Source organism: Sphingobium phenoxybenzoativorans (assembly GCF_001757355.1).
Classification (GTDB): Bacteria; Pseudomonadota; Alphaproteobacteria; order Sphingomonadales; family Sphingomonadaceae; genus Sphingobium; species Sphingobium phenoxybenzoativorans.
The window spans coordinates 24,138-44,943 of the sequence record NZ_MINO01000019.1; the positions used below are offsets into that span (position 1 = coordinate 24,138).

Consider the following 20,806-nt stretch of genomic DNA (forward strand, 5'->3'; position numbering starts at 1 on the left):
TTGCGTTTGCCGCCCGATGGCGCTAAAGCGCCGCCATGCCAGACACCACCTTTGACACAGCCACGCTTTCCGCTTCCCGCCCGCTTCCAAAAGACTGGATCATGGGGATTTCGCCCTATGTTCCGGGCAAGGCGGCAGCGGATGACGGCCGCCCGCTCATCAAGCTTTCGGCCAATGAAAATCCACTCGGCACGGGCGACGCCGCCCGCGCCGCCATGGCCGCCGGCATCGCCGATCTCGCCACCTATCCCGATCCCGGCGCGGCGAAGCTGCGCGAGGCGATTGCGGGCAAATATGGCCTGGACCCTGCGCGCATCATCTATGGCACGGGGTCGGACGAGCTGCTGCATCTCGCCGCCAGCGCCTATGCCGGGCCGGGGGACGAGGTGCTGTATGTCCGCTACGGCTTTTCCGTGTACGACATCGCCGCCCGGCGCGTCGGCGCGGTCCCCGTCGTTGCGCCTGACAAGGATTATGGCACGGATGTCGACGCGCTGCTGGCGCTGGTGACGGACAGGACGCGCGTCGTCTATCTCGCCAATCCGAACAACCCCACCGGCACCATGACCCCGGCGTCGGAAATCGCGCGGCTCCACGCTGGCCTGCCGAAGGATGTGCTGTTCGTGCTCGATCAGGCTTATGCCGAATATCTGGACGATAGCGAGGATGATGGCGGCCTTGCTCTGGCGGAAAAGGCCAGCAATGTCTTTGTCACCCGCACCTTTTCCAAGATCCACGGCCTTGCCGCCGAACGGATCGGCTGGGGCTATGCCAGCGCCGAGATCATCGACGCGCTGCACCGTATCCGCGCGCCGTTTAATGTGACGACCGCCGGTCAACAGGCGGCCATCGCCGCCATCAACGACAATGCATGGATGGAGCGTAGCCGCAGCCACAACGCCCGATGGCGCGCGTGGCTGGCGGAGCAAGTCGCGGCCTTGAGCAATCACGGCCTGCGCGTGGTGCCAAGCAAGGCGAACTTCCTGCTGATCCTGTTCGAAGGCAAGCTGACCGCCGAGGCTGCTCTGAAGGGCCTGATGGCGGAGGGTTACGCCACCCGCTGGCTGCCCGGGCAGGGCCTGCCCAACGCGCTGCGCATCACCATCGGCACGGAGGCGCAGACGCGCGCCGTCGCCGCCATCCTGCGCACCTTGGCGGAAGGGGCCTGATGCTGCCCTTCGCGCGCGTCGCGATCATCGGCCTTGGCCTTATCGGATCGTCGCTGGCCCGCGCGATCCGGGCCGAGATGCCGACGGTTGCGCTCACCGGCCATGACGCCAGCCCGGAAGTCCGCGAGATCGCCCGGCGCATCGGCCTGTGCGACGACATCGCCGACAATGCGGGCGCGGCCGTCACTGACGCCGATCTGGTGATCCTGTGCGTGCCGGTGCGGGCAATGGAGGCGGTCGCGGCGGAGATCGCCGCCGACCTGCCGCCCGAATGCATCGTCAGCGACGTGGGGTCGTGCAAGGGCGAGATTCTCGCGGGCCTGACCCGCGCCCTGCCCGGACGGGTGGTGATTCCCGCGCATCCGGTCGCGGGCACGGAGAATAGCGGGCCTGAATCCGGCTTCGCGACGCTGTTCAAGGGCCGCTGGTGCATCGTGACGCCGCCGGACGGGGCCGATCCCGCCGCCGTCGAGCGGGTCAGCGAACTGTGGCGGCGCGTCGGCGCGAATGTCGAGATCATGAACGCCCAGCATCATGATCTGGTGCTGGCCGTAACGAGCCACCTGCCCCACCTGATCGCCTATACCATCGTCGGCACCGCCAGCGACCTGGAGGATGTCACCCGGTCGGAAGTGATCAAATATTCCGCCGGCGGCTTCCGCGACTTCACCCGCATCGCCGCATCGGACCCGACCATGTGGCGCGACGTGTTCCTGGCGAACAAGGATGCGGTGCTGGAAATGCTGCAGCGCTTTTCCGAGGACCTCTCGGCCCTGCAGCGGGCGATCCGCTGGGGCGACGGGGACGCCTTATTCTCCCTGTTCACCCGCACCCGCGCCGTCCGCCGTTCGATCATCGAGGAAGGGCAGGACGACGCCGCGCCGGACTTCGGCCGGAGCCACTGACGGCCTACCGGTCGATCTTCAGCGCCTCCAGTATCTTCGCCCAGGATACCAGCTTGAAATTCTGAACCTTGTCGCCGCTCTCGCCATCCTGGGTGACGAACAGCCCGGCGGGAAAGTCGGGGCCGAAATCGCCGAGCGCCAGATCGATGCCGTCCGTATGCTGGACGCCCTCTATCGCGCCGGACCCGCCGACCTGGAATCGCCCGGCATAGGCAAGATCGGGCAGGCGATAGACGACAAAGGCGTCGGACCCCTGGCTGGCAACGACCAGATGGCCCGCATCCTTGCCCTGCGGCGCGATGGCCATGCCCTCCAGATGCTTGACGAGCCGGGTCTTGTCCGTGCTGGCGATCAGCGTGGGCGATAGCGGCTTGTCCGCATCGGCCTCGAAGCGCCACAGCCCGACATGCTCCTGCGCCATATAGACGGTGCCCGTCCGCTCGTCCGCAATACAGCCTTCGGAGCGCGACCCCTTGGCGAAGCTGCGCACTATGGCGCCGCTTACCGTAGCACCGCCCACATCCAGACGGATATGGCGGATCATGCCCTCCCGCGAGATCATGAAGGCATCCGCCGCATCGCCGCGGCGGTAGAGGCACAGGCCATAGCCCTGCCCCTCGCCCGCATCGACAGAACCCACCGGGATGAGCGTGGATGTGGCGGTATCCAGCCGGAAAAGCTGAAGCCGCGCATGCTTCTTATCCTGCCGGTCGCTGGCGACCACCAATATCCCCGGCTTGCCGTCGATCATGATGCCGTCGCGCAAGTCCACATTATTGAGCTTTCCGGCCACGAAATGGCGGACCTTGCCGTCCATGCCATAGACATAGAGACCGACTTCCTTGTCAGTGCCCAGCACCAGGCTGGCCTCCGGGTCTGCGGGGTTGCGCCAGATGGCGGGATCGTCGGCGGTGTCCACCCCGGCCTGCCCGACCTTCTGCGTTTCGCGCTGGGCCGCCACGGTCGCGGTGGGTTCCATAACCGGCGCTGCGGAAAAGGACGGGGCCGCGCAAAGACAGGCAAGCAGCGCGCCGGCATATCTCGCTGCAACTTCCAGACGTCCGATGCCAGCCATGCCCATATCCCCCTTTTGCGAACGCTATTCGTTCAATGCATTGATCGCCGCATGCGCCAGCGCCTCGGCCTCCTCGCGGGGCAGACCCGGCGGTATAATCTCCCCGACCTTGTAGGTGACGGTGCCCGGCCGCTTCAGGAAGCTGTTGCGCGGCGCAACTCGGCCGCTGTTGACGGCGATGGGCAGCACCGGCACGCGCAGCAGCGTATACAGGCCCGCAAACCCGGCGCGAATCTCCGGCGCTTCCCCATGCGGCACGCGCGTTCCTTCGGGGAAAAGGCAGACCGGGCGGCCTTCCGCCATCGCCTTGGCGGCCGTCCTGCGCATCGACCGCATGGCGCTTGCCCCCGCCTCCCGCTCGACGATGATCATGCCATAGGTGCGCGCAACCCGGCCCCAGAGCGGAATGTCGATCAGCTCGCGCTTCGCCGCGATCATCGGATTGTGGAACAGGCACAGCAGGTCGATCGTCTCGAACATCGATTCATGCTTGAAGATGAACAGCATCGGCGTGTCGGGGATCACCCCGTCTATCTTCACCTTCTGCGCCAGCACGATCCGGGCGGCGATCCTGTGGAACCATCCCCAGGACCCGACCACGGCCCGCAACGGCCGCGGCCCGAACGGCGTCACGATCAACGCCGCCATCACCCAGAGGAACGTCCCTGGATAGAATATAAGGGCGAAAAGCAGGGACCGGAGCAGGATCATGCGGCTGGCGTCTACAGCCCGATCAGCGCGGCCATGCGCCGCAGGAGATATTTATTATATTCCTTGATCAGCATGGTGAGGCTCGGCCGGCTGGGGACGGCATCGTACAGCAGCACCACCTTGTCCGGCAATTGCTGGCGCAGCTCCAGCGCCGCCCGGCGCATATGCCAGTCCGTGGTGATCAGGCGCACGGTGCGATAGTCGCGCTTTTCCAGCCAGCGCGCCGCCTCCAGGCCGTTCGACCGCGTGTCTATCGCCTCCCGGCCAAGCGTGATGCAGCATTCGAACAGGCGTACGGGCACCTTGTAGCGCGAGGCAAGCTCCACCGGCCGCACCGACCGGTCGACGCCGGAGATGAACATCCGCTTTGCCGCGCCTTGCTGCAGCAGCGTCAGGCCCCGGTCTATCCGGCCCGCCCCGCCGGTCAGCACGACAATCGCGTCGGACGTGCGCCCGTCGAGCGGCTGGGGCAGCAGGATCGCGAACCAGGCGAAACCCAGCATCCAGCACAGCATCAGGAAGGCGAGGATGCGCGAGATCATAGCGCCCTTCCCAATGCCCGCAGCACGGTCATCCGCGCGGTCAATGTCGCCAGCGCTATCCCCGCCACCGGCAGGGCCGCCAGCACGCCCCATCCCCAGCCGGGCAGATAGGCGGCGCGCAACAGGTCCGACCCGGTGGCGCCGAGCCGCTGCCCGACCAGCAGGATGACCAGCACGGCCATCACGAAACCAAGGCCACCGCCCAGCAGCGCGTCGAGCGCGATGCGCCGCTGGAACAGGCGGGCGATCTGCACGTCCGTCGCGCCCATCAGGTGCAGGATGTCGATGGTGCCGCGATGGCTTTCATGCGCCCCCCGCGCCGCCAGCACGACCACAGCGCCCGTTGCGATCGCCATCAGCAGCACCAGCAGCGCCGCCACGCCCGCCAGCGTCGCCACCAGCCCCGACAAGGGACCCAGAAACGCCGCATGCGGTTCAACCCGCGCCTGCGGCGCAATGCTCTTGGCGAGTTTGGCCAGCGTTTCCACCGGGCGCGGGCCCTCCCCGGCGAACTCGACGTCGATCAGCGCCGGGATCGGCAGGTCCGCCGTATCCATCTCCGCGCCCAGCCAGGGGCGCAACTGATCGGCCAGCCTGTCCGGATCGACCGGCCGGGCCGCATGGATGCCGGGCGTCGCCCGCAACCGCGCCACCATCTTCTTCACCACCTGCGCGCGCGTTTCCGCGTCGGCCTCGACAATCTGCACCGTGGCGCGGCCCGACAGTTCCGTCCGCAGCGACCGCATCCCCTGATTGAGCGCCAGCCCGCCGGCCGCCGCCAGGACGGTCAGGAACATCATGATCGCGATGACCCACGGCATCGGACCCGCCACCCGCCCTTCGGGCAGCAGGCGATTGCGCGCGGCGGTGGCGGATTCCTGTTTGCGGAATGTGGCCATCTTCATGAGGCTTCGGGCCTTTTGGGCGGGTAGCGCAACGATCCGGTGGGATCGGCCAGCCGCCCCTTGTCCAGCCGCATCATTTGCGCGCCCGGCACCCGGCCGATCAGCGGCAGGTCGTGGGTGGCGACAACCAGGGTCGTGCCCAGCTTGTTCAGCGCCTCGAACAAGGTCAGCAACCGGTGCGCCATGTCCGCATCGACGTTACCCGTCGGCTCGTCGGCGATCAGGATTTCCGGGCGGCCGATGACCGCGCGGGCGATGGCGACGCGCTGCTGCTCTCCGCCGGAAAGGGTCGCGGGCCGGGCGTTGGCGCGATCGGCCAGGCCGACCCAGGCCAGCATCTCGCTGACCGGCGCATCGACCTCGCTCTCCTCCATGCCCGCAACGCGCAGGGGCAGGGCGATATTGTCATAGGCGGACAGATGCGGGACAAGGCGGAAATCCTGAAACACCACGCCGATCCTGCGCCGGAATCCCGGCAGGCGCTTGCGCGGCAGCGTCACCACATCCTCGCCGAACAGGCGGATGACGCCCCGGCTGGGCCGCTGCGCCAGATAGAGCAGCTTCAACAGCGACGTCTTGCCTGCGCCCGACGCGCCGGTCAGGAAATAAAATCCGCCGCCGTCGAGCGAAAAACTGACATCCGCCAATGTCTCCGCGCTCATGCCGTAGCGCAGGCCGACATTTTCGAACTGGACGATGGTTCCCATCGAATTAAGCGCCCCGATCCTCCGCCAGACGGCCCCCCGGACGGCATCGCCGCACGCCGTCTTTCCCGCCATCGCATAGCCTGTGGGGGGCCGTAAAGCGATGAAAGAAGCCCATCAGATTCGTGGGTTGCGTCTCGCCGCTTGCTCTGGAGTCACTTGGATGTTTATGAAGCGGAATGATCCTCGTCTGTCCCGACTGCGCAACGCGCTATATCGTGCCCGACAGCGCCATTGGGCCGTCCGGCCGGCAGGTGCGCTGCGCGTCCTGCAAACATAGCTGGTTCCAGGACGGACCCGAACTTCCCATGCGGCCCGAACCGGCCGAACAGCCGGTGGCGGCGGCGGCCGAAACCGGCGTCGATACGCTGGAATCCCCGCCCGAAACCGTCACTGCGACGCCGCCCGCCGCCACGGTTGCGGCGGCAACGGCTGACGACGACGAGACTCCTCTTTCGGCGCTGGACGAGTCCTGGCCGCCGCCGACGGTCACCTCCTACGCGACGCAGCCCGCCTATGAGGATGATGTCGCCCCGGAACGGCCGTTCAAGGCGCGGCGCAACCCCGCCAAGATGTGGATGGCGGCGGCGGTCGCCTTCTTCCTGGTCGTCAGCGCGGCGGGCGGCGCGATCATGCTGTTCGGCATGCCCAGTTGGGCGGTCAATATGGGCCTGGTCGCCGACAATGGCGAACCCGACCTGCTTTTCTACCTCGCCAAGCCTGCCGAGCGGCGCAAGCTGCCGAGCGGCGAGGAATATTTCGCGTTCAGCGCCCGCATCGTGAACAGCGGCGAACATAAGCTGTCCGTGCCGCCGGTGATCGTGGAATTGCGCGATTCCCAGGACCGGCTTGTGTTTAGCTGGACGACCAAGGCGGACAAGGCCAGCCTGAAACCGGGCGAGGAAGCGGCGATCAACGAAAGCCGGCTCGATATTCCGAAGAATGCGGCCAATCTTTCCCTGGCCTTTTCCGACAAGGGCGCCTGACCGGCGCTGACGGAATCTCCCGGCGGGCCGCGCCTTCCGCACTGCCGATCCTCGTCTCAAATCCTGGTCTCCTATCCCCGCGCGAAAAGCCTTTTCCGGCGCTTGCGCAGGGGATCAGCCTTTGCTAATGGCCAGCGCCTACCAGATGCCGGCCCCGCCGGTACTCCTATATGTGTGCGGTCGTGGCGGAACTGGTAGACGCGCAACGTTGAGGTCGTTGTGGCCGAAAGGCCGTGGAAGTTCGAGTCTTCTCGACCGCACCATCACCCCTTGAAATAAAGCATGGGAAGCGGGAGTTTGCTCCCGGCTTTTCAGCGGCCGGGCTTTATGCTTGGCTGTCGCTCTGCGGTTCCCAGGCGGTATCGTAGAAAATACGGAAATGGTTTCCGTCGGGATCTCGCGCGAAAAACTCATACAGCTTGTAGGGCTGGAGTTCGGGAGGCGCTTCGATCGTTGCGCCGTTGGCGTGCCATTGCCTGTAAAGGGCATCCACCTCCCCGCGATTATCGAGGTTCAGCCAGAGAAGAATCGGCCCTCTGACGCCCGAATCCGAACGATATTCCGCCGTCGTCAGGAAAATGCGCGTGTCACCCCGGGAGGCGCATGCCAGTCCGATATCCTCCGCCGACCAGTTGATGCTGAAACCGAGTTGATCGCGATAATAGGCCAGGGCCGCAGCCATATCGGTGACGGGAACCTCCGGACAGACGGATGGAAAATGCATCGGTCCGAACGAACCCTCCTGACTTGCAGCGCCGGCCAAATCACAAATCGAACCTGAGGCTCCGCCGATAAGGCATGCGCCTTAAAGACTGCTCTGATCGGTGGAGCCAGCCCGTGCTCCCGCGCAAGCGGAAATACACTACGCCTCCGCGCCTAGATGCGTTCGCCCGACAAGCGCTGGCACAGCATGTCGAGCTGGTCGAGGGTCGAGTAGCGCAGCGTCAGCGACCCGCCCTTCCCGTCCTCATGGGCGATTTCCACCTTCAGCCCCAGCATGTCGGCCAGATGCTGCTCCAGCGCCACTATGTCGGCATCCTTGCCCCGCCCGGCGCTCAGCACACGCGCGGCGACATCCGGTTCACCCTTCTTCGCCTTGCGGACCAGCTTCTCCGTATCGCGGACGGACAGGCCCTTCTGTTCGATGGTCCGGGCAAGCCCTTCGCAATCCTCTACGCCGATCAGCGCGCGGGCATGGCCCATGGACAGGCGCTGTTCCACAACCGCCAGTTGCACCGGCTGCGGCAGATCGAGCAGGCGCATCAGATTCGCGATATGGCTGCGCGATTTGCCGACCAGCCGCCCCAGCGCTTCCTGGCTATGGCCGAACTCGGCAATCAGCTTGCGATAGGCTTCCGCCTCTTCGATCGCGTTCAGATCCTCGCGCTGGATATTTTCGATCAGCGCGATTTCGAGCGTTTCGGCCTCGTCGAACGTCCGCACGATGGCGGGGATGCGATGAAGCTGCGCCCGCTGCGCCGCCCGCCAGCGCCGTTCGCCGGCAACGATCTGATAGCCGCCGCCATGGGGACGGACGATGATCGGCTGGATCACCCCGCGCTTGCTGATGCTGTCGGCCAGCTCCTGCAGCGCGCCCTCATCGAAATGCCGGCGCGGCTGTTCCGGGTGCGGCTGGATGAGGGAGATTTCGATGCTCTGCACCGATTTGCCCGAAGGCGCGCCGCCATTGCCCGATCCCGATACCGGTTCTTCCTGTGAAGCGTCGCCGAGGAGAGCGGATAGGCCCCGGCCAAGACCATGGGGGCGGCGAAGGGATTTTGGCTTCTCGGATGCGTCTGCGCTCACGCGGCAAGCTCCCGCTGCGGCAGGCGCGCGATCAGTTCACGGGCCAGGCCCATGTAGGCTTCCGACCCGCTGCATTTATAATCATAGATCAGGGCGGGCAGGCCATGGCTAGGCGCTTCCGACAGACGCACATTGCGCGGAATGACCGTGTTGAACACGACATCGCCCAGGCATGCGCGCACATCGTCCGCGACCTGATCAGTCAGCCGGTTGCGCCGGTCATACATGGTCAGCGCAACGCCCATGATGGTGAGCGCCGGATTGAACCGCGCGCGAATACGGTCGACGGTCTGCAGCAACTGGCTGAGACCCTCCAGCGCAAAAAATTCACACTGCAGCGGCACCAGCAGCGCCTGCGCCGCGACCATCGCATTGACGGTCAGCAAGCCGAGCGATGGCGGGCAATCGATCAGGCAGATGTCCCAGCGCCCCTCCTGCGCCTGCGCAAGCGCATTGTCGAGCCGGTGGGTGCGCTCCTCAAAATCGATCAGCTCGATCTCCGCGCCGGACAGATCCTGCGTCGCGGTGATGATGTCCAGCTTCGGGACCTTGGTGGAGATGACGGCATCCTCCACGCTGCATTCGCCCAGCAACAGATGATAGCTCGACCATTCGCGGCTGAGGTTTGGAATGCCCAGCCCCGTCGATGCATTGCCCTGCGGATCGAGGTCGATCAGCAAGGTGCGATGGCCGGTCGCGGCCAGAGCGGTGGCGAGATTGATGGCCGTGGTGGTCTTGCCCACCCCACCCTTCTGATTGGCAATGGCGATGCGGATCATGAGCGGCCCCTTTTTTTCACCGACCGGGCGACAATGATGGCGCTGTCCGGGTCAGTGATACTGCGTTCCACGTGAAACGCACCTTGCCATGTCTGCTGCGCCGTTTCCAATTCATTCTGCCAATTTTTCCCTTTTGGCAGCAACCACAGGGTTTCTCCGGTGGATAAATGCGCCGAAGTGGAAAAAAGCCGGGGCAGCGGCGCGAAGGCGCGCGCGCTGATGACTGCGCCGGGCGTCACATCCCGCAGCATCTCCACGCGGCCGCCAAAGACGGAGGCATGAAGATCGAGCGCATCGATGATATGGTTGAGAAAGTCGATCCGCTTGCGCCGGGACTCCGCCATCAACACCCGCCAGCCCGAAAGGATGGCGACGACGACGCCGGGCAAGCCAGCGCCTGACCCCAGATCGATCCAGTCGCCCTTGCCGGATGCCTCCCCGGCGTGGACCAGTAGCTGGGCGGAGTCGACAATATGCCGCGACCAGACATGATCACGGGTCGATTCCGCGATCAGATTCTGCCGGGCCATCTCGTCGAACAGCAGGGCGATATACGTCTCAAGCGCCGCCCATGTTTCACGTGGAACATCAAATTCGGCAGCAATCCACGCCCGCGCCTCGTCCTCGGTCACGCAGCCTTCTTCCTGATATGGACAAGGATCGCCGCCACTGCCGCGGGCGTAATGCCGCGAATACGGCTTGCTGCGGCAAGCGTCGATGGCCGGGATTTATCCAACCGCTCCCGCATCTCAATGGACAGGCCGCCGATCATGCCATAATCCAGCGTCGCGGGGATGGTCACAGCCTCGCCGTCCTGCAACGCCCGGACCTCGGCATCCTGCCGGGCGAGATAGGGCGCATAATGGGCGTCCTCCCAAAGCTCTGCCTGCGCATCCGCCTGCATGGCGGCAAAGGCGGGAGCCTGCGCCGCTATCAGGGAACGCGGCACTTCGGCGAAGCGCGCCCATTCGAACAGGGACCGGCGGGTGCCATCCTGCCGCACCGGCGCGCCCAGCCGCATCATCTCGGTCGCTGTCCGCTGGACGCTGAGATCGTCCTCGGCCCGCGCCCGCGCCGCCATTCGCGCCTCAAACCAGCGCCGCCGCTCCGCACCGACCAGCCCCTCGGCAATGCCCAATGGGGTCAGCCGGGACGCCGCATTGTCGGCCCGCAGGCGCAGCCGATATTCGGCCCGCGCCGTCAGCATGCGATAAGGTTCCGTCACTCCCTGCAGCACCAGATCATCTATCATGACGCCAATATAGCTGCTCGCCCGGTCCAGCACGACCGGGGCCTGCGCCAGAGCATGCGCGGCGGCATTGGCCCCGGCGACAAGACCCTGGGCGGCCGCCTCCTCATATCCCGTCGTGCCATTGATCTGCCCGGCAAGGAACAGGCCCGGCAAGTCCCGCATCCCCAATGTCGGCTCCAGCGCGCGCGGGTCGATATAATCATATTCGACCGCATAGCCCGGCACCACAATCTCTGCGTTCGTCAGACCGGCCATCGACCGCACCATGGCGATCTGGATGTCCGTCGGCAGCGATGTGCTGATCCCGTTGGGATAGACCAGATGGGTATCCAGCCCCTCCGGCTCCAGAAAAATCTGGTGCCCGTCCCGGTCGCCGAAGCGGAAAATCTTGTCCTCTATCGACGGGCAATAGCGCGGACCCTGCCCCTGAATCGCGCCACTGAATAGCGGCGACCGGTCCAGCCCGGACCGGATGATGTCATGGGTCCGGTCATTGGTCCGCGTGATTGCACAGAATATCTGGGGCAGAATCCTTGCCGTGGACATGGCCGACATGGTCCAGCCGCCGCCGTCCGACGCCTGCTCCTCCAGCGCCGCCCAGTCGATCGTCCGGCCGTCAATCCGGGGCGGCGTCCCGGTCTTGAGCCGCGCCACCGGTAGGGTAAGGTCACGCAACTGCTGACCCAATACGACCGCCGACTGCTCACCAATGCGGCCCCCGGTCAATATCTCCTCGCCCCGGAACAGCCGCCCGCCAAGGAAGGTGCCAGTCGCCAGAACCACGGCGTGCGCGCGCAATGCGTTTCCGTCCGCCAGCGTCAGTCCGGCTATCCTTCCGCCTTCGATGCGAAGCGCGGCCGCCTCCCCCTCAACCAGCGTCAATCCCGGCTGCGCATCGATCATCGCGCGGATCGCCGCGCCGAACCGTTTCCGGTCCGCCTGGACGCGTGGTCCTTGCACGGCTGCGCCCTTGCTGGCGTTGAGCATACGATAATGGATCGCGCCAGCATCCGCGCCACGGGCGATCAGGCCGTCGAGTGCATCGACCTCCCGCACGAGATGGCCCTTGCCCAAACCGCCGATCGCGGGGTTGCAGGACATCGCGCCGACCGTCTCGCGGGCGAAAGTGACGAGCGCCGTCCGCGCGCCTTTTCGCGCCGCAGCGGCTGCCGCTTCGCAGCCCGCATGGCCGCCGCCGACCACGATCACGTCAAATTGTCCCTGCATGGGCGCGCCTTACAGGAAAGCGCGGGTACCGTCAAAACGCTGTTCCACGTGGAACATCACTTGCCGATACAGAATTTCCCGAACAGCGCGTCGAGCATATCTTCCGTCCCGGCGCGCCCGGTAAGGGCATCCATCGCCCCCCGCGCCAACCGCAAATGCTCAGCGACGATCAACAAATCATCCGTCTCCAACGCGTCAGACAAAGCCGCCAGCGCAGCCTCCACTTCACGCCGCTGGCGGGCATGCAGCGCATAGTCGCCCTCCCCGGGCACAAGCCCTTGCGCGCGTTGAAGGAGCAGCGCAACCAACTCCGCCATCCCGTCCCCCGATATGGCGGACAGGTCGAGATCCGCCCCGGCGGCCGCCTGCCATCCCGCCACATCCTTCTTCGCGCTGATCTTCACCGCATCGTCGCGCGGCGCATCGGCGGGATCACCCATCCACAGGAGAATGTCCGCCGCCGCGATCGCCTGTTCCGCCCGCGCCATGCCAATGGCCTCGATCGCATCCTGCTTGTCTGCCCGCAGCCCCGCCGTATCGGTAAAGAGGAAGGGGATGCCCCCAATCGCCGCGGGCGCCTCTATCCGGTCCCGCGTTGTCCCGGCGATGTCGGACACGATGGCGGCGTCACGCCCCACCAGCGCATTCAGCAATGTCGACTTGCCCGCATTGGGCGGCCCGGCCAGAACCACGCGAACGCCATCCCGCAACCGTTCCGCATCCGGCCGGGCAAGCTCCCGTTGGAGCGTATCGGCCAGACCGGCGATGCCGCTCCTGATCCGCGCCTCGATCCCCGCGTCCGGCACATCATCCTCGTCGGAGAAATCCAGCGCCGCCTCGACCGATGCGGACAGCGCCAGCAACCGGCCCTGCCAGTCCGTCACCTTTCTGGAAAAATGCCCCTCCGCCATCATCATGGCGGCGCGGCGCTGGCTCTCCGTCTCCGCAAACAGCAGGTCGGACAATCCCTCCGCTTCGCTCAGGTCGATCCGGCCATTTTCGAACGCGCGGCGGGTAAACTCCCCCGGCATCGCGCCGCGCAGCCCCGCGATCCGCGCAAGCGCCGCCAGCAGCGCCGCCGTCACTGCCCGGCCGCCATGGCAATGAAGTTCCGCCAGATCCTCGCCGGTCGCGGTTGCCGGGCCGGGGAACCAGAGTGCCAGTCCACGATCCAGCGCTTCGCCGGATTGCGGATCGGAAAAGAGCGAGACGGACGCCAGGCGCGGGTTCGGCATGCGCCCGCATATCGCGCGCAGCGCCTCTCCGGCGCGGGGACCGCTTATCCTGATGATGCCGATCGCGGCCGGGGGCTGGCCGCTGGAAAGCGCGAAGATGGTGTCCAAGGAGAAAGCCGCGCGCCTATCCGTCGGTTTTCGACGACGACCCCATCATGCCCATGTCCATGATCTGCTTGAACAGGCGGACGCCGGCGTCGCCCATGGGCGAGAAGCTGCGGAAAAGCTTCTCCATCTGTTCCACGCTGTTGGACCCGTCCATGGTGTCCAGCATCGTCTGCACATATTTGTCGTGGATCGGCGAGACATCGGGCAGGCCCAGAAACGTGCGCGCCTCCTCCGGCGTGCAATCGCAATCGACGGTAATTTTCACGACCGGCCTCCCTTTTGGTTTGTCATGCCCCTTCATGCCGCATCGCATCGGCGAAAGCCAGTTCTCCTCTGGAGATTCCCCGCCTTGCAAGCCCTACCCTGCAAGCCCCGTCTTGCAAGCGCGCCTTGCAAGCAACGCCACATGGCTTATCTCGGTCGGGCGACGCTGGACATTATTGGAAGGATGATTCCCATGGGCGAATTGCTGCCGGTTACCACTTTGGATGGGGGCGCCAGTTTCGATGCCTATGTCGCCCGCCCGACGGGGAAGCCGCGCGCGGCCATCATCGTCATTCAGGAGATTTTCGGCGTCAACGAAGGGATCAGGCGGAAATGCGATTCCCTCGCGGCCAGCGGATATCTCGCCTTCGCGCCCGACCTGTTCTGGCGGATAGAGCCGCATATCGAACTCGACCCCGATGTCCCCGACCAGCTCCAGAAGGGTTTCGATCTGTTCGGCAAGTTTGATCAGGACGCCGGCATCCGCGATATAGAGGCCGCGATCAAGACGGCGCGGGCCGCGCTTGGCCCGGATGGCAAGGTCGGCTGTGTCGGCTATTGCCTGGGCGGCCGCCTCGCCTTCATGGCGGCGTGCCGGACCGATGGGGACGCCTTTGTCGGCTATTATGGCGTCGGCATTGACGGCCTGCTCGGCGAACAGCACGCCATCGGCAAGCCGGTCCTGCTGCATGTGCCGACCGCCGATCATTTCGTTAGCCCCGAAGCGCAGAAGGCCATGCATCAGGGGCTGAACGGCAATCGGCATGTCACCATCCATGACTATGAGGGGCTGGACCACGGCTTCGCCACCGAAATGGGCGACCGCCGCGATGATGCGGGCGCGGCTCTGGCCGACAGCCGCTCCGCCACCTTCTTCGCAGAGCATCTGTAAGTGGCGGACGCATGGCGGCTGATCATCCGCGCGCATGGCGGGCCGGAGGTCATTGAGCGGGAGGATTTTCAGACCAGCGATCCCGGTCCGGGCGAGATATTGATCGCGCATGAGGCGATCGGGCTGAACTTCATCGACACCTATGTCCGGTCGGGCCTTTATCCCTCCCCCCTGCCTGCGGCCCTGGGCGCCGAAGCAGCCGGGACAGTCATCGCGGTCGGCCCCGGCGTGACCGGCATCGCGCCGGGCGATCGCGTCGCCCATGCGCTGGGCGCTCATGGCAGCTACGCCACCCACCGGCTGATGCCCGCCAATCGCGTGCTGAAACTGCCCGACGCCATCTCCTGTGAAACGGCGGCCGCAACCTTGCTGAAGGGCATGACGGCGGCATTTCTGGCCGAGGATTGCGGCCGGATGGAAAGCGGCCAGGCGGCGCTGGTGCATGCGGCGGCCGGCGGCGTCGGATCGATCCTGGTGCCCTGGCTCGCCAGTCTGGGCGTGACGGTGATCGCCCATAGCGGATCGGAGGAGAAGGCCGCTCTCGCGAAGGCGGCGGGCGCGGCGCACAGCCTGACCGGACCCTATGAGGCTCTGGCGGAACAGGTTCGCGGCCTGACGGACGGCGAGGGCGTGCATGTCGTGTTCGATGGCGTTGGCAAGGCGAGCTGGGATGCGTCGCTCGCGTCGCTGCGGATACGGGGCCTGCTCGCCACCTATGGCAATGCCTCCGGCCCGGTGCCGCCCATCGATGTGCTCTCGCTCAGCCGCGGCGGATCGCTGTTCGTCACCCGCCCCACCCTCTACGATTATGCGCGCGAGGACGCCGATCTCCAGAGGCTTGGCGCGCGCCTGTTCGACCAGATCGCCAAGGGCGTGGTGAAGGCGGACATCAACCAGCGCTTCGCCCTCGCCGACGCCGCCGACGCCCACCGGGCGCTGGAGGCGCGGCAGACGACCGGATCGACCGTGCTTATTCCGTGAGATTTGCTCTGTTTTGAGCAGGGCGTATTCCTGCGACCCATAGGGCGGCGAAGCCAAAGCAGGAGGACGGATCGGGCGTTGGAGCTGGACTCCTGCTTTCGCAGGAGCACATGGAACGGGCATATCCTCAAAACAGGCTCCAGATTTGCCGAGCCTGAATGAGCGCTGCCCCGTCCCCTTCTCAACGCCGCCGCATCAGGCGAACAGCGTCAAAATCCCCACCTGATGATCGACGAACCCGTCATAGATCATCTTGAACGCCACATAGACTATGACGATCAGGCCGAAATAGGCGATCCAGCGGTAACGCTCGATATATTTGGCGATGATGTTCGCCGCCACGCCCATCAGCGCGACCGACAGGATCAGGCCGATGATCAGGATGCCGGGATGGTCCCGCGCCGCGCCTGCGACGGCCAGCACATTGTCCAGGCTCATCGATACGTCCGCGACGGCCACGGCCCAGGCCGCCGCGGCGAAGCTCTTGGCCGGGCGTACGCCGCTGGCCTCGTCGCCCTCAATCTCCGCCGATCCGCCGCCCGCGCCCGGATGAAGCTCGCGCCACATCTTCCAGGATACCCACAGCAGCAGCAGGCCACCGGCGAGGATCAGCCCGACGATCTGCATCAACTGGCTCACCACCAGCGCGAAGCCGATGCGCAGCACCAGCGCCGCGATGATGCCGATCATGATGACGCGCTTGCGCTGTTCCGCCGGCAGTCCCGCCGCCAGTGCGCCGACGACGATGGCGTTGTCGCCCGCCAGCAATATGTCGATCATCAGCACCTGGCCGAATGCGGCCAGCGCGCTGGGCGAGGTGATGTTGGAGAAATCCGCGACGATATGGCCCCAGATGTCCGCCGGTGAGCCAAAGCCGGGCGTTACCGCGACCGTGGAAGACACAGCGGCCAGAAGATCAATCACAACGGCTCTCCAAAATAGGCGATATCGGGCATCGGATCATAGAAGTCATGAAGCAGAATACGCCATTGCCTATATCGATCCGACCGCCGAAAACCATCCCTGTGATCGGCTATCGAATCCCAGCGCACAAGCAGAAGATAGAGACCCGCTTTTTCGCTCGCAGGCCGCACCTCTATCCCCAAAAATCCCGGAGAGGCTGAAATCAGCGGCCTCGCCTGCTGCATCGCGGCTTCGAAGGCGGCCTCCCGCCCCGGCCGAACATGCAGCAGCGCATGCTCCAGGATCATGGGCAATGCCTACTGATTCATGGAGTCGAAGAAATCCTCGTTGGTCTTGGAATCCTTCATCTTGTCGAGCAGGAATTCCATCGCGTCGACGGTGCCCATCTGCATGAGGATGCGGCGCAGGACCCACATCTTGCTGAGCTTGCCCTTGTCGACCAGCAGTTCCTCCTTGCGGGTGCCGGACTTGCCCACGTCCAGCGCCGGGAAGATGCGCTTGTCCGCAACCTTGCGGTCGAGCACGATTTCGGAGTTGCCGGTGCCCTTGAACTCCTCGAAGATCACTTCGTCCATGCGGCTGCCAGTGTCGATCAGTGCGGTGGCGATGATGGAGAGCGAACCGCCCTCCTCGATATTGCGCGCCGCGCCGAAGAAGCGCTTGGGGCGCTGGAGCGCATTGGCGTCGACACCGCCGGTCAGCACCTTGCCCGACGACGGCACCACGGTGTTGTAGGCGCGGCCGAGGCGGGTGATGGAGTCCAGAAGAATCACGACATCCTTCTTATGCTCAACCAGGCGCTTCGCCTTTTCGATCACCATTTCGGCGACCTGCACATGGCGCTGCGCCGGTTCGTCGAAGGTCGAGCTGATCACCTCGCCCTTCACGCTGCGCTGCATGTCGGTGACTTCCTCCGGCCGCTCGTCGATCAGCAGCACGATCAGGAAGACTTCCGGGTGGTTGTCGGTGATCGCCTTGGCGATGTTCTGCAACAGAACCGTCTTACCCACGCGCGGCGGCGCGACGATCAGGGCGCGCTGGCCTTTGCCCTGCGGCGACACGATGTCGATGACGCGCGCCGACTTGTCCTTGACGGTCGGGTCGAGCGTGTCGAGCCGCAGTTTCTCGTCCGGATAGAGCGGCGTCAGATTGTCGAAATTGACGCGATGGCGGACGGCATCGGGATCGTCGAAATTGACCGAAACCAGCTTGGTCAGCGCGAAATAGCGTTCGCCATCCTTGGGCGCGCGGATCTCGCCCTCCACCGTGTCGCCGGTGCGCAGGCCGAATTTGCGGACCTGATTGGGGGAGACATAGATGTCGTCGGGACCGGCCAGATAATTGGCCTCCGGGCTGCGCAGGAAGCCGAAACCGTCCTGCAGCACCTCGACCGTGCCAAGGCCCATGATCTGCTCGCCATTCTCGGCCTCGGCCTTCAGGATCGCGAACATCAGGTCCTGCTTGCGCAGCGTGGACGCGCCTTCGACCCCCAGTTCCTCGGCCATGGAGACGAGTTCGGCGGGCGTATTTTTCTTGAGGTCCTTGAGATGCATCCGAGAGTGATCCGGCAGAATATGAGGTGGGAGGATTAGGCCGGTCCGCGTCGGTTAAGGAAGGGAGACATCCCCATGCGCGGACGGCAGCGTGGATACGCGCTGAATCGTTAGGCTCCGGGCGGGGTCAAGTCAAGACGAAGCAACCGACTTGGCGACTATCCCGCCGAATGGAGAAGTATGTGCGATCAGAAGGGTTTGACGATCGCCAATATGACAACGAAGGCCACCAATATCCCCGGCACCTCGTTCAGCATGCGCAGCTTCCTGTCGCTGAACGGCCGCTCCCCCCGCGCCAACTTCTTCGCATAGCCGCTGATCCAGCCATGATAGCCCGACAGGATCAGCACGAAGAGGAATTTCAGGTGGAACCAGCCCATGCTCCACGCGCCGATGTCGAACGCCAGCAGCAGGCCGAATATCCACACCATGGTCAGCGCGGGATTGAGGATGATTTTCAACAGCTTGCGCTCGCGCACGATCCATTTGCCATCCTCGTCGGACCCGGGCGCGCATTCCTGATGATAGACGAAGAAGCGCGGCATCATGAACAGACCCGCCATCAGGAAGATGACGAAGATGATGTGCGCCGCCTTCACCCACAAATATGCGTTACCGAGGAAACCCATCGCGATACCCTGTTCAACCCTGGTTTCGTATCACGGCAATCAGCCGCTCGACATGCTCGATCGGCGTGTCCTGCAAAATGCCGTGGCCCAGATTGAAGATATGGGGACGGTCGCGAAAGGCCGCCATGATGTTGGCGACGGATTTTTCCACCGCCTCGCCGCCCGCGATCAACGCCAGCGGGTCGAGATTGCCCTGCACCGGCAGCCCCTTGGGCAGGACCGCATTCGCCCAGTGCGGATCGACCGTCTCGTCCAGCCCCACGGCGTCAACGCCGGTCCCCGCCGCATAATCGGGCAGCTTGGCCGCCGCGCCCTTGGGAAAGCCGATGATCGGCACTTGCGGGTGCAGCGCCTTCACCCGGCGCACAATCTCCGCATTGGGCTGGATCACCCAGCGCTCGAACTCCAGCGGGGCCAGGCTTCCCGCCCAACTGTCGAACAACTGCACCGCCTCGACCCCCGCCTCGATCTGGCCGGACAGGTAGGTGACGGTCGCATCGACGATCGCATCGATGATCGCCCCGAACTTTTCCGGGTCGCCATAGGCCAGCCGCCGCGCCGGTCCCTGATCCTTGCTGCCCTGTCCCGCCACCATATAGGTCGCGACCGTCCAGGGACTGCCCGCAAAGCCCAGAAAGGTGACTTCGGGGGCGAGGCTTGCCTTGACCTGCCTTACGGTCTCGTAGACCGCCTCGAACCGGCTGAAATCAGGTATCAGGCTCGCAAGGTCCGCCTCGATCAGCGGCGGCGCCATACGCGGGCCTTCGCCGGCCTCGAACCACAGCTTCTGCCCCAGCGCATAGGGGACGATCAAAATGTCGGAAAACAGGATCGCGCCGTCAAAGGCGAACCGGCGCAGCGGCTGGATCGTGATCTCGGCCGCACAGGCGCTGTCATAGACCAGCTCCAGAAATCCGCCCTTTTCGGCGCGGAGGGCGCGATATTCCGGGAGATACCGGCCCGCCTGCCGCATAAGCCACATGGGCGGAATATCGGGCTTGGCGCCATACAGTACGGAAAGCAGAGGCTTGGGAGTCGCCTGCCCGTCGGGAGTGCTCATAAAAAATATCTTAAATTAGAGTTAAGGATGATGAAGATAGTTGGCCGCTTGGCAGCGGGGTTTATGCGTTGCGCCCGCATATGCCAACAGCTTGACTCATTCGAGTCCCTATCGCGCGCTCGGAGTCCCGCAATCTGTCCCTGCTATCCACAGCATGTGGATGGAATCGCCCCGCTGTTGGGATGCTGTGGATGGAATCCGGTCTAGCGTGGACAGGATTCCACCCCCAAAACTGTCCCTTGCCTTATCCACAAATGGCAAACACAACGGTCGACATGACGCGGCTCCACCTCCACCTGCTCTCTGACTCCACGGGCGAGACGCTGGAGAATATCGCCAAGGCCGGCATCGCCCAGTTTGAGAATGTGGAGGCGATCCGCCATTTCTGGCCGATGGTGCGGTCCGATGTCCATCTCGACCGGATCATGGAGGAAATTTCCCTCAATCCCGGCATCGTCCTGTTCACCCTTGCCAATTCGCAGCTCCGCCGCAGGCTGGAAAATCGCTGCCGGGCGCTGGGGCTTCCCCATGTCGCGCCGCTGGACGCGGTGACGGACGCGCTGTCGAACATATTGGGGCAGGAGGCGCGCAACCGTCCCGGCCGCAAACATATATTGGACGAAGCCTATTTCGCGCGGATCGAGGCGATTCAGTTCACCATCGCCCATGATGACGGCGTGGGGCATGAAAATTGGGAGGAGGCCGATATCGTGCTCGCCGGCGTGTCGCGCGCGTCGAAAACGCCAACGTCCATCTATCTCGCCAATCGCGGGTACAAGACGGCGAATATCCCGCTGGTTCCGGAATCGCCGCCGCCGCGCAATCTCTACGGATTGAAGCATCCCATGGTCGTCGGCCTGACGATCAGCCCGGAACGGCTGGTGCAGGTCCGCCGCAACAGGCTGCTCTCGCTCAATCAGGCGCCGGAAACCGCCTATGTGGATATTGAGCGGGTGCAGGAGGAGGTCGCCTTCGCCCGCCGCATGTTCGCCGACAATGGCTGGCCGGTGATCGACATGACCCGCCGCTCGATCGAGGAAGCCGCCGCCGCCATCATCAACCTGTTCAACGAGCGTGTCCTGGCCGAATGAGCGAAGCT

At 64.8% G+C, this 20,806-nt stretch carries 23 protein-coding genes and 1 tRNA gene; 7 read left to right on the top strand and 17 right to left on the bottom strand.

Annotated elements, in window-relative coordinates; translation table 11 throughout:
- Positions 1 to 35 precede the first annotated feature (35 nt).
- A complete protein-coding gene (gene hisC / locus BHQ40_RS11465; protein ID WP_070156023.1) occupies positions 36 to 1,169 on the top strand; it encodes a histidinol-phosphate transaminase in 1,134 nt (377 codons plus the stop codon).
- Positions 1,169 to 2,074 (top strand): prephenate/arogenate dehydrogenase family protein, encoded by a 906-nt coding sequence (locus BHQ40_RS11470; protein WP_070156026.1) that lies wholly within the window; start codon positions 1,169 to 1,171, stop codon positions 2,072 to 2,074. The genes hisC and BHQ40_RS11470 overlap by 1 nt, the downstream gene beginning before the upstream one ends.
- A 4-nt stretch (positions 2,075 to 2,078) precedes the next feature.
- On the opposite strand, the gene BHQ40_RS11475 is transcribed toward BHQ40_RS11470, so the two are convergent.
- From BHQ40_RS11475 to ftsE, 5 genes are read right to left on the bottom strand one after another with little or no spacing between them, the layout of a single operon-like run.
- Entirely contained in the window at positions 2,079 to 3,149 is a 1,071-nt protein-coding gene (locus tag BHQ40_RS11475; protein WP_070156028.1) for a phytase, read from the bottom strand.
- A 24-nt stretch (positions 3,150 to 3,173) separates the two neighbouring features.
- The gene (locus BHQ40_RS11480; RefSeq protein WP_070156030.1) at positions 3,174 to 3,860 is read right to left on the bottom strand and encodes a lysophospholipid acyltransferase family protein; all 687 of its coding nucleotides are present in this window, start codon (positions 3,858 to 3,860) and stop codon (positions 3,174 to 3,176) included.
- Between the two features lie 11 nt (positions 3,861 to 3,871).
- On the bottom strand, positions 3,872 to 4,402 hold the full coding sequence (locus tag BHQ40_RS11485; RefSeq protein WP_070156032.1) for a YdcF family protein: 531 nt from the start codon (positions 4,400 to 4,402) through the stop codon (positions 3,872 to 3,874).
- Positions 4,399 to 5,301 (bottom strand): cell division protein FtsX, encoded by a 903-nt coding sequence (locus BHQ40_RS11490; RefSeq protein WP_070156080.1) that lies wholly within the window; start codon positions 5,299 to 5,301, stop codon positions 4,399 to 4,401. The genes BHQ40_RS11485 and BHQ40_RS11490 overlap by 4 nt, the downstream gene beginning before the upstream one ends.
- 2 nt (positions 5,302 to 5,303) lie before the next feature.
- Entirely contained in the window at positions 5,304 to 6,014 is a 711-nt protein-coding gene (gene ftsE, locus BHQ40_RS11495; protein WP_070156081.1) for a cell division ATP-binding protein FtsE, read from the bottom strand.
- A 176-nt stretch (positions 6,015 to 6,190) separates the two neighbouring features.
- Here ftsE and BHQ40_RS11500 point away from each other — a divergent pair, with 176 nt between their 5' ends.
- Both BHQ40_RS11500 and BHQ40_RS11505 read left to right on the top strand, forming a co-directional pair.
- Entirely contained in the window at positions 6,191 to 6,997 is an 807-nt protein-coding gene (locus tag BHQ40_RS11500; RefSeq protein ID WP_070156034.1) for an MJ0042-type zinc finger domain-containing protein, read from the top strand.
- 176 nt (positions 6,998 to 7,173) lie between these two features.
- A tRNA-Leu gene (locus BHQ40_RS11505) sits at positions 7,174 to 7,260 on the top strand.
- Between the two features lie 62 nt (positions 7,261 to 7,322).
- Here the strand turns inward: BHQ40_RS11505 and BHQ40_RS11510 are convergent.
- The 7 genes from BHQ40_RS11510 to BHQ40_RS11540 all read right to left on the bottom strand — a co-directional run bounded on the left by BHQ40_RS11510 (position 7,323) and on the right by BHQ40_RS11540 (position 13,669).
- On the bottom strand, positions 7,323 to 7,721 hold the full coding sequence (locus tag BHQ40_RS11510; RefSeq protein WP_070156036.1) for a VOC family protein: 399 nt from the start codon (positions 7,719 to 7,721) through the stop codon (positions 7,323 to 7,325).
- A gap of 152 nt (positions 7,722 to 7,873) precedes the next feature.
- Positions 7,874 to 8,803 carry a ParB/RepB/Spo0J family partition protein gene (locus tag BHQ40_RS11515; RefSeq protein WP_070156038.1) on the bottom strand — a complete coding sequence of 310 codons (930 nt, stop codon included), beginning with the start codon at positions 8,801 to 8,803 and terminating at the stop codon, positions 7,874 to 7,876.
- The gene (locus BHQ40_RS11520; RefSeq protein ID WP_070156040.1) at positions 8,800 to 9,582 is read right to left on the bottom strand and encodes a ParA family protein; all 783 of its coding nucleotides are present in this window, start codon (positions 9,580 to 9,582) and stop codon (positions 8,800 to 8,802) included. Before BHQ40_RS11520 ends, BHQ40_RS11515 begins: the two co-directional genes overlap by 4 nt.
- On the bottom strand, positions 9,579 to 10,214 hold the full coding sequence (gene rsmG / locus BHQ40_RS11525) for a 16S rRNA (guanine(527)-N(7))-methyltransferase RsmG (protein ID WP_070156042.1): 636 nt from the start codon (positions 10,212 to 10,214) through the stop codon (positions 9,579 to 9,581). Before rsmG ends, BHQ40_RS11520 begins: the two co-directional genes overlap by 4 nt.
- The gene (gene mnmG / locus BHQ40_RS11530) at positions 10,211 to 12,061 is read right to left on the bottom strand and encodes a tRNA uridine-5-carboxymethylaminomethyl(34) synthesis enzyme MnmG (RefSeq protein ID WP_070156044.1); all 1,851 of its coding nucleotides are present in this window, start codon (positions 12,059 to 12,061) and stop codon (positions 10,211 to 10,213) included. The genes rsmG and mnmG overlap by 4 nt, the downstream gene beginning before the upstream one ends.
- Before the next feature lie 56 nt (positions 12,062 to 12,117).
- Positions 12,118 to 13,404, bottom strand: coding sequence for a tRNA uridine-5-carboxymethylaminomethyl(34) synthesis GTPase MnmE (gene mnmE / locus BHQ40_RS11535; RefSeq protein ID WP_070156046.1), 1,287 nt, complete (start codon positions 13,402 to 13,404; stop codon positions 12,118 to 12,120).
- Between the two features lie 16 nt (positions 13,405 to 13,420).
- Complete coding sequence (locus tag BHQ40_RS11540; protein ID WP_070156082.1) at positions 13,421 to 13,669, bottom strand: DUF6489 family protein; 249 nt, start codon at positions 13,667 to 13,669, stop codon at positions 13,421 to 13,423.
- A gap of 192 nt (positions 13,670 to 13,861) precedes the next feature.
- Between BHQ40_RS11540 and BHQ40_RS11545 the strand changes: the two genes are divergently transcribed.
- On the top strand, positions 13,862 to 14,560 hold the full coding sequence (locus BHQ40_RS11545; protein WP_070156083.1) for a dienelactone hydrolase family protein: 699 nt from the start codon (positions 13,862 to 13,864) through the stop codon (positions 14,558 to 14,560).
- Entirely contained in the window at positions 14,561 to 15,541 is a 981-nt protein-coding gene (locus BHQ40_RS11550) for a quinone oxidoreductase family protein (RefSeq protein ID WP_253183335.1), read from the top strand.
- Between the two features lie 195 nt (positions 15,542 to 15,736).
- Here the strand turns inward: BHQ40_RS11550 and BHQ40_RS11555 are convergent, their stop codons facing one another.
- The 5 genes from BHQ40_RS11555 to hemE form a co-directional block, all read right to left on the bottom strand.
- Positions 15,737 to 16,465, bottom strand: coding sequence for a YjbE family putative metal transport protein (locus tag BHQ40_RS11555; RefSeq protein WP_070156048.1), 729 nt, complete (start codon positions 16,463 to 16,465; stop codon positions 15,737 to 15,739).
- Entirely contained in the window at positions 16,462 to 16,752 is a 291-nt protein-coding gene (locus tag BHQ40_RS11560; RefSeq protein WP_070156050.1) for an antibiotic biosynthesis monooxygenase family protein, read from the bottom strand. The genes BHQ40_RS11555 and BHQ40_RS11560 overlap by 4 nt, the downstream gene beginning before the upstream one ends.
- A gap of 9 nt (positions 16,753 to 16,761) precedes the next feature.
- Positions 16,762 to 18,018: a transcription termination factor Rho gene (rho, locus tag BHQ40_RS11565; protein WP_070156052.1), complete on the bottom strand. Its 1,257-nt coding sequence runs from the start codon at positions 18,016 to 18,018 to the stop codon at positions 16,762 to 16,764.
- Between the two features lie 188 nt (positions 18,019 to 18,206).
- Positions 18,207 to 18,647 (bottom strand): CopD family protein, encoded by a 441-nt coding sequence (locus BHQ40_RS11570; protein ID WP_070156054.1) that lies wholly within the window; start codon positions 18,645 to 18,647, stop codon positions 18,207 to 18,209.
- A 13-nt stretch (positions 18,648 to 18,660) separates the two neighbouring features.
- Entirely contained in the window at positions 18,661 to 19,707 is a 1,047-nt protein-coding gene (gene hemE / locus BHQ40_RS11575) for a uroporphyrinogen decarboxylase (RefSeq protein WP_070156056.1), read from the bottom strand.
- A 275-nt stretch (positions 19,708 to 19,982) separates the two neighbouring features.
- Here hemE and BHQ40_RS11580 point away from each other — a divergent pair, with 275 nt between their 5' ends.
- Positions 19,983 to 20,798, top strand: coding sequence for a pyruvate, water dikinase regulatory protein (locus BHQ40_RS11580; RefSeq protein ID WP_070156059.1), 816 nt, complete (start codon positions 19,983 to 19,985; stop codon positions 20,796 to 20,798).
- The last annotated feature ends 8 nt before the right edge of the window (positions 20,799 to 20,806 follow it).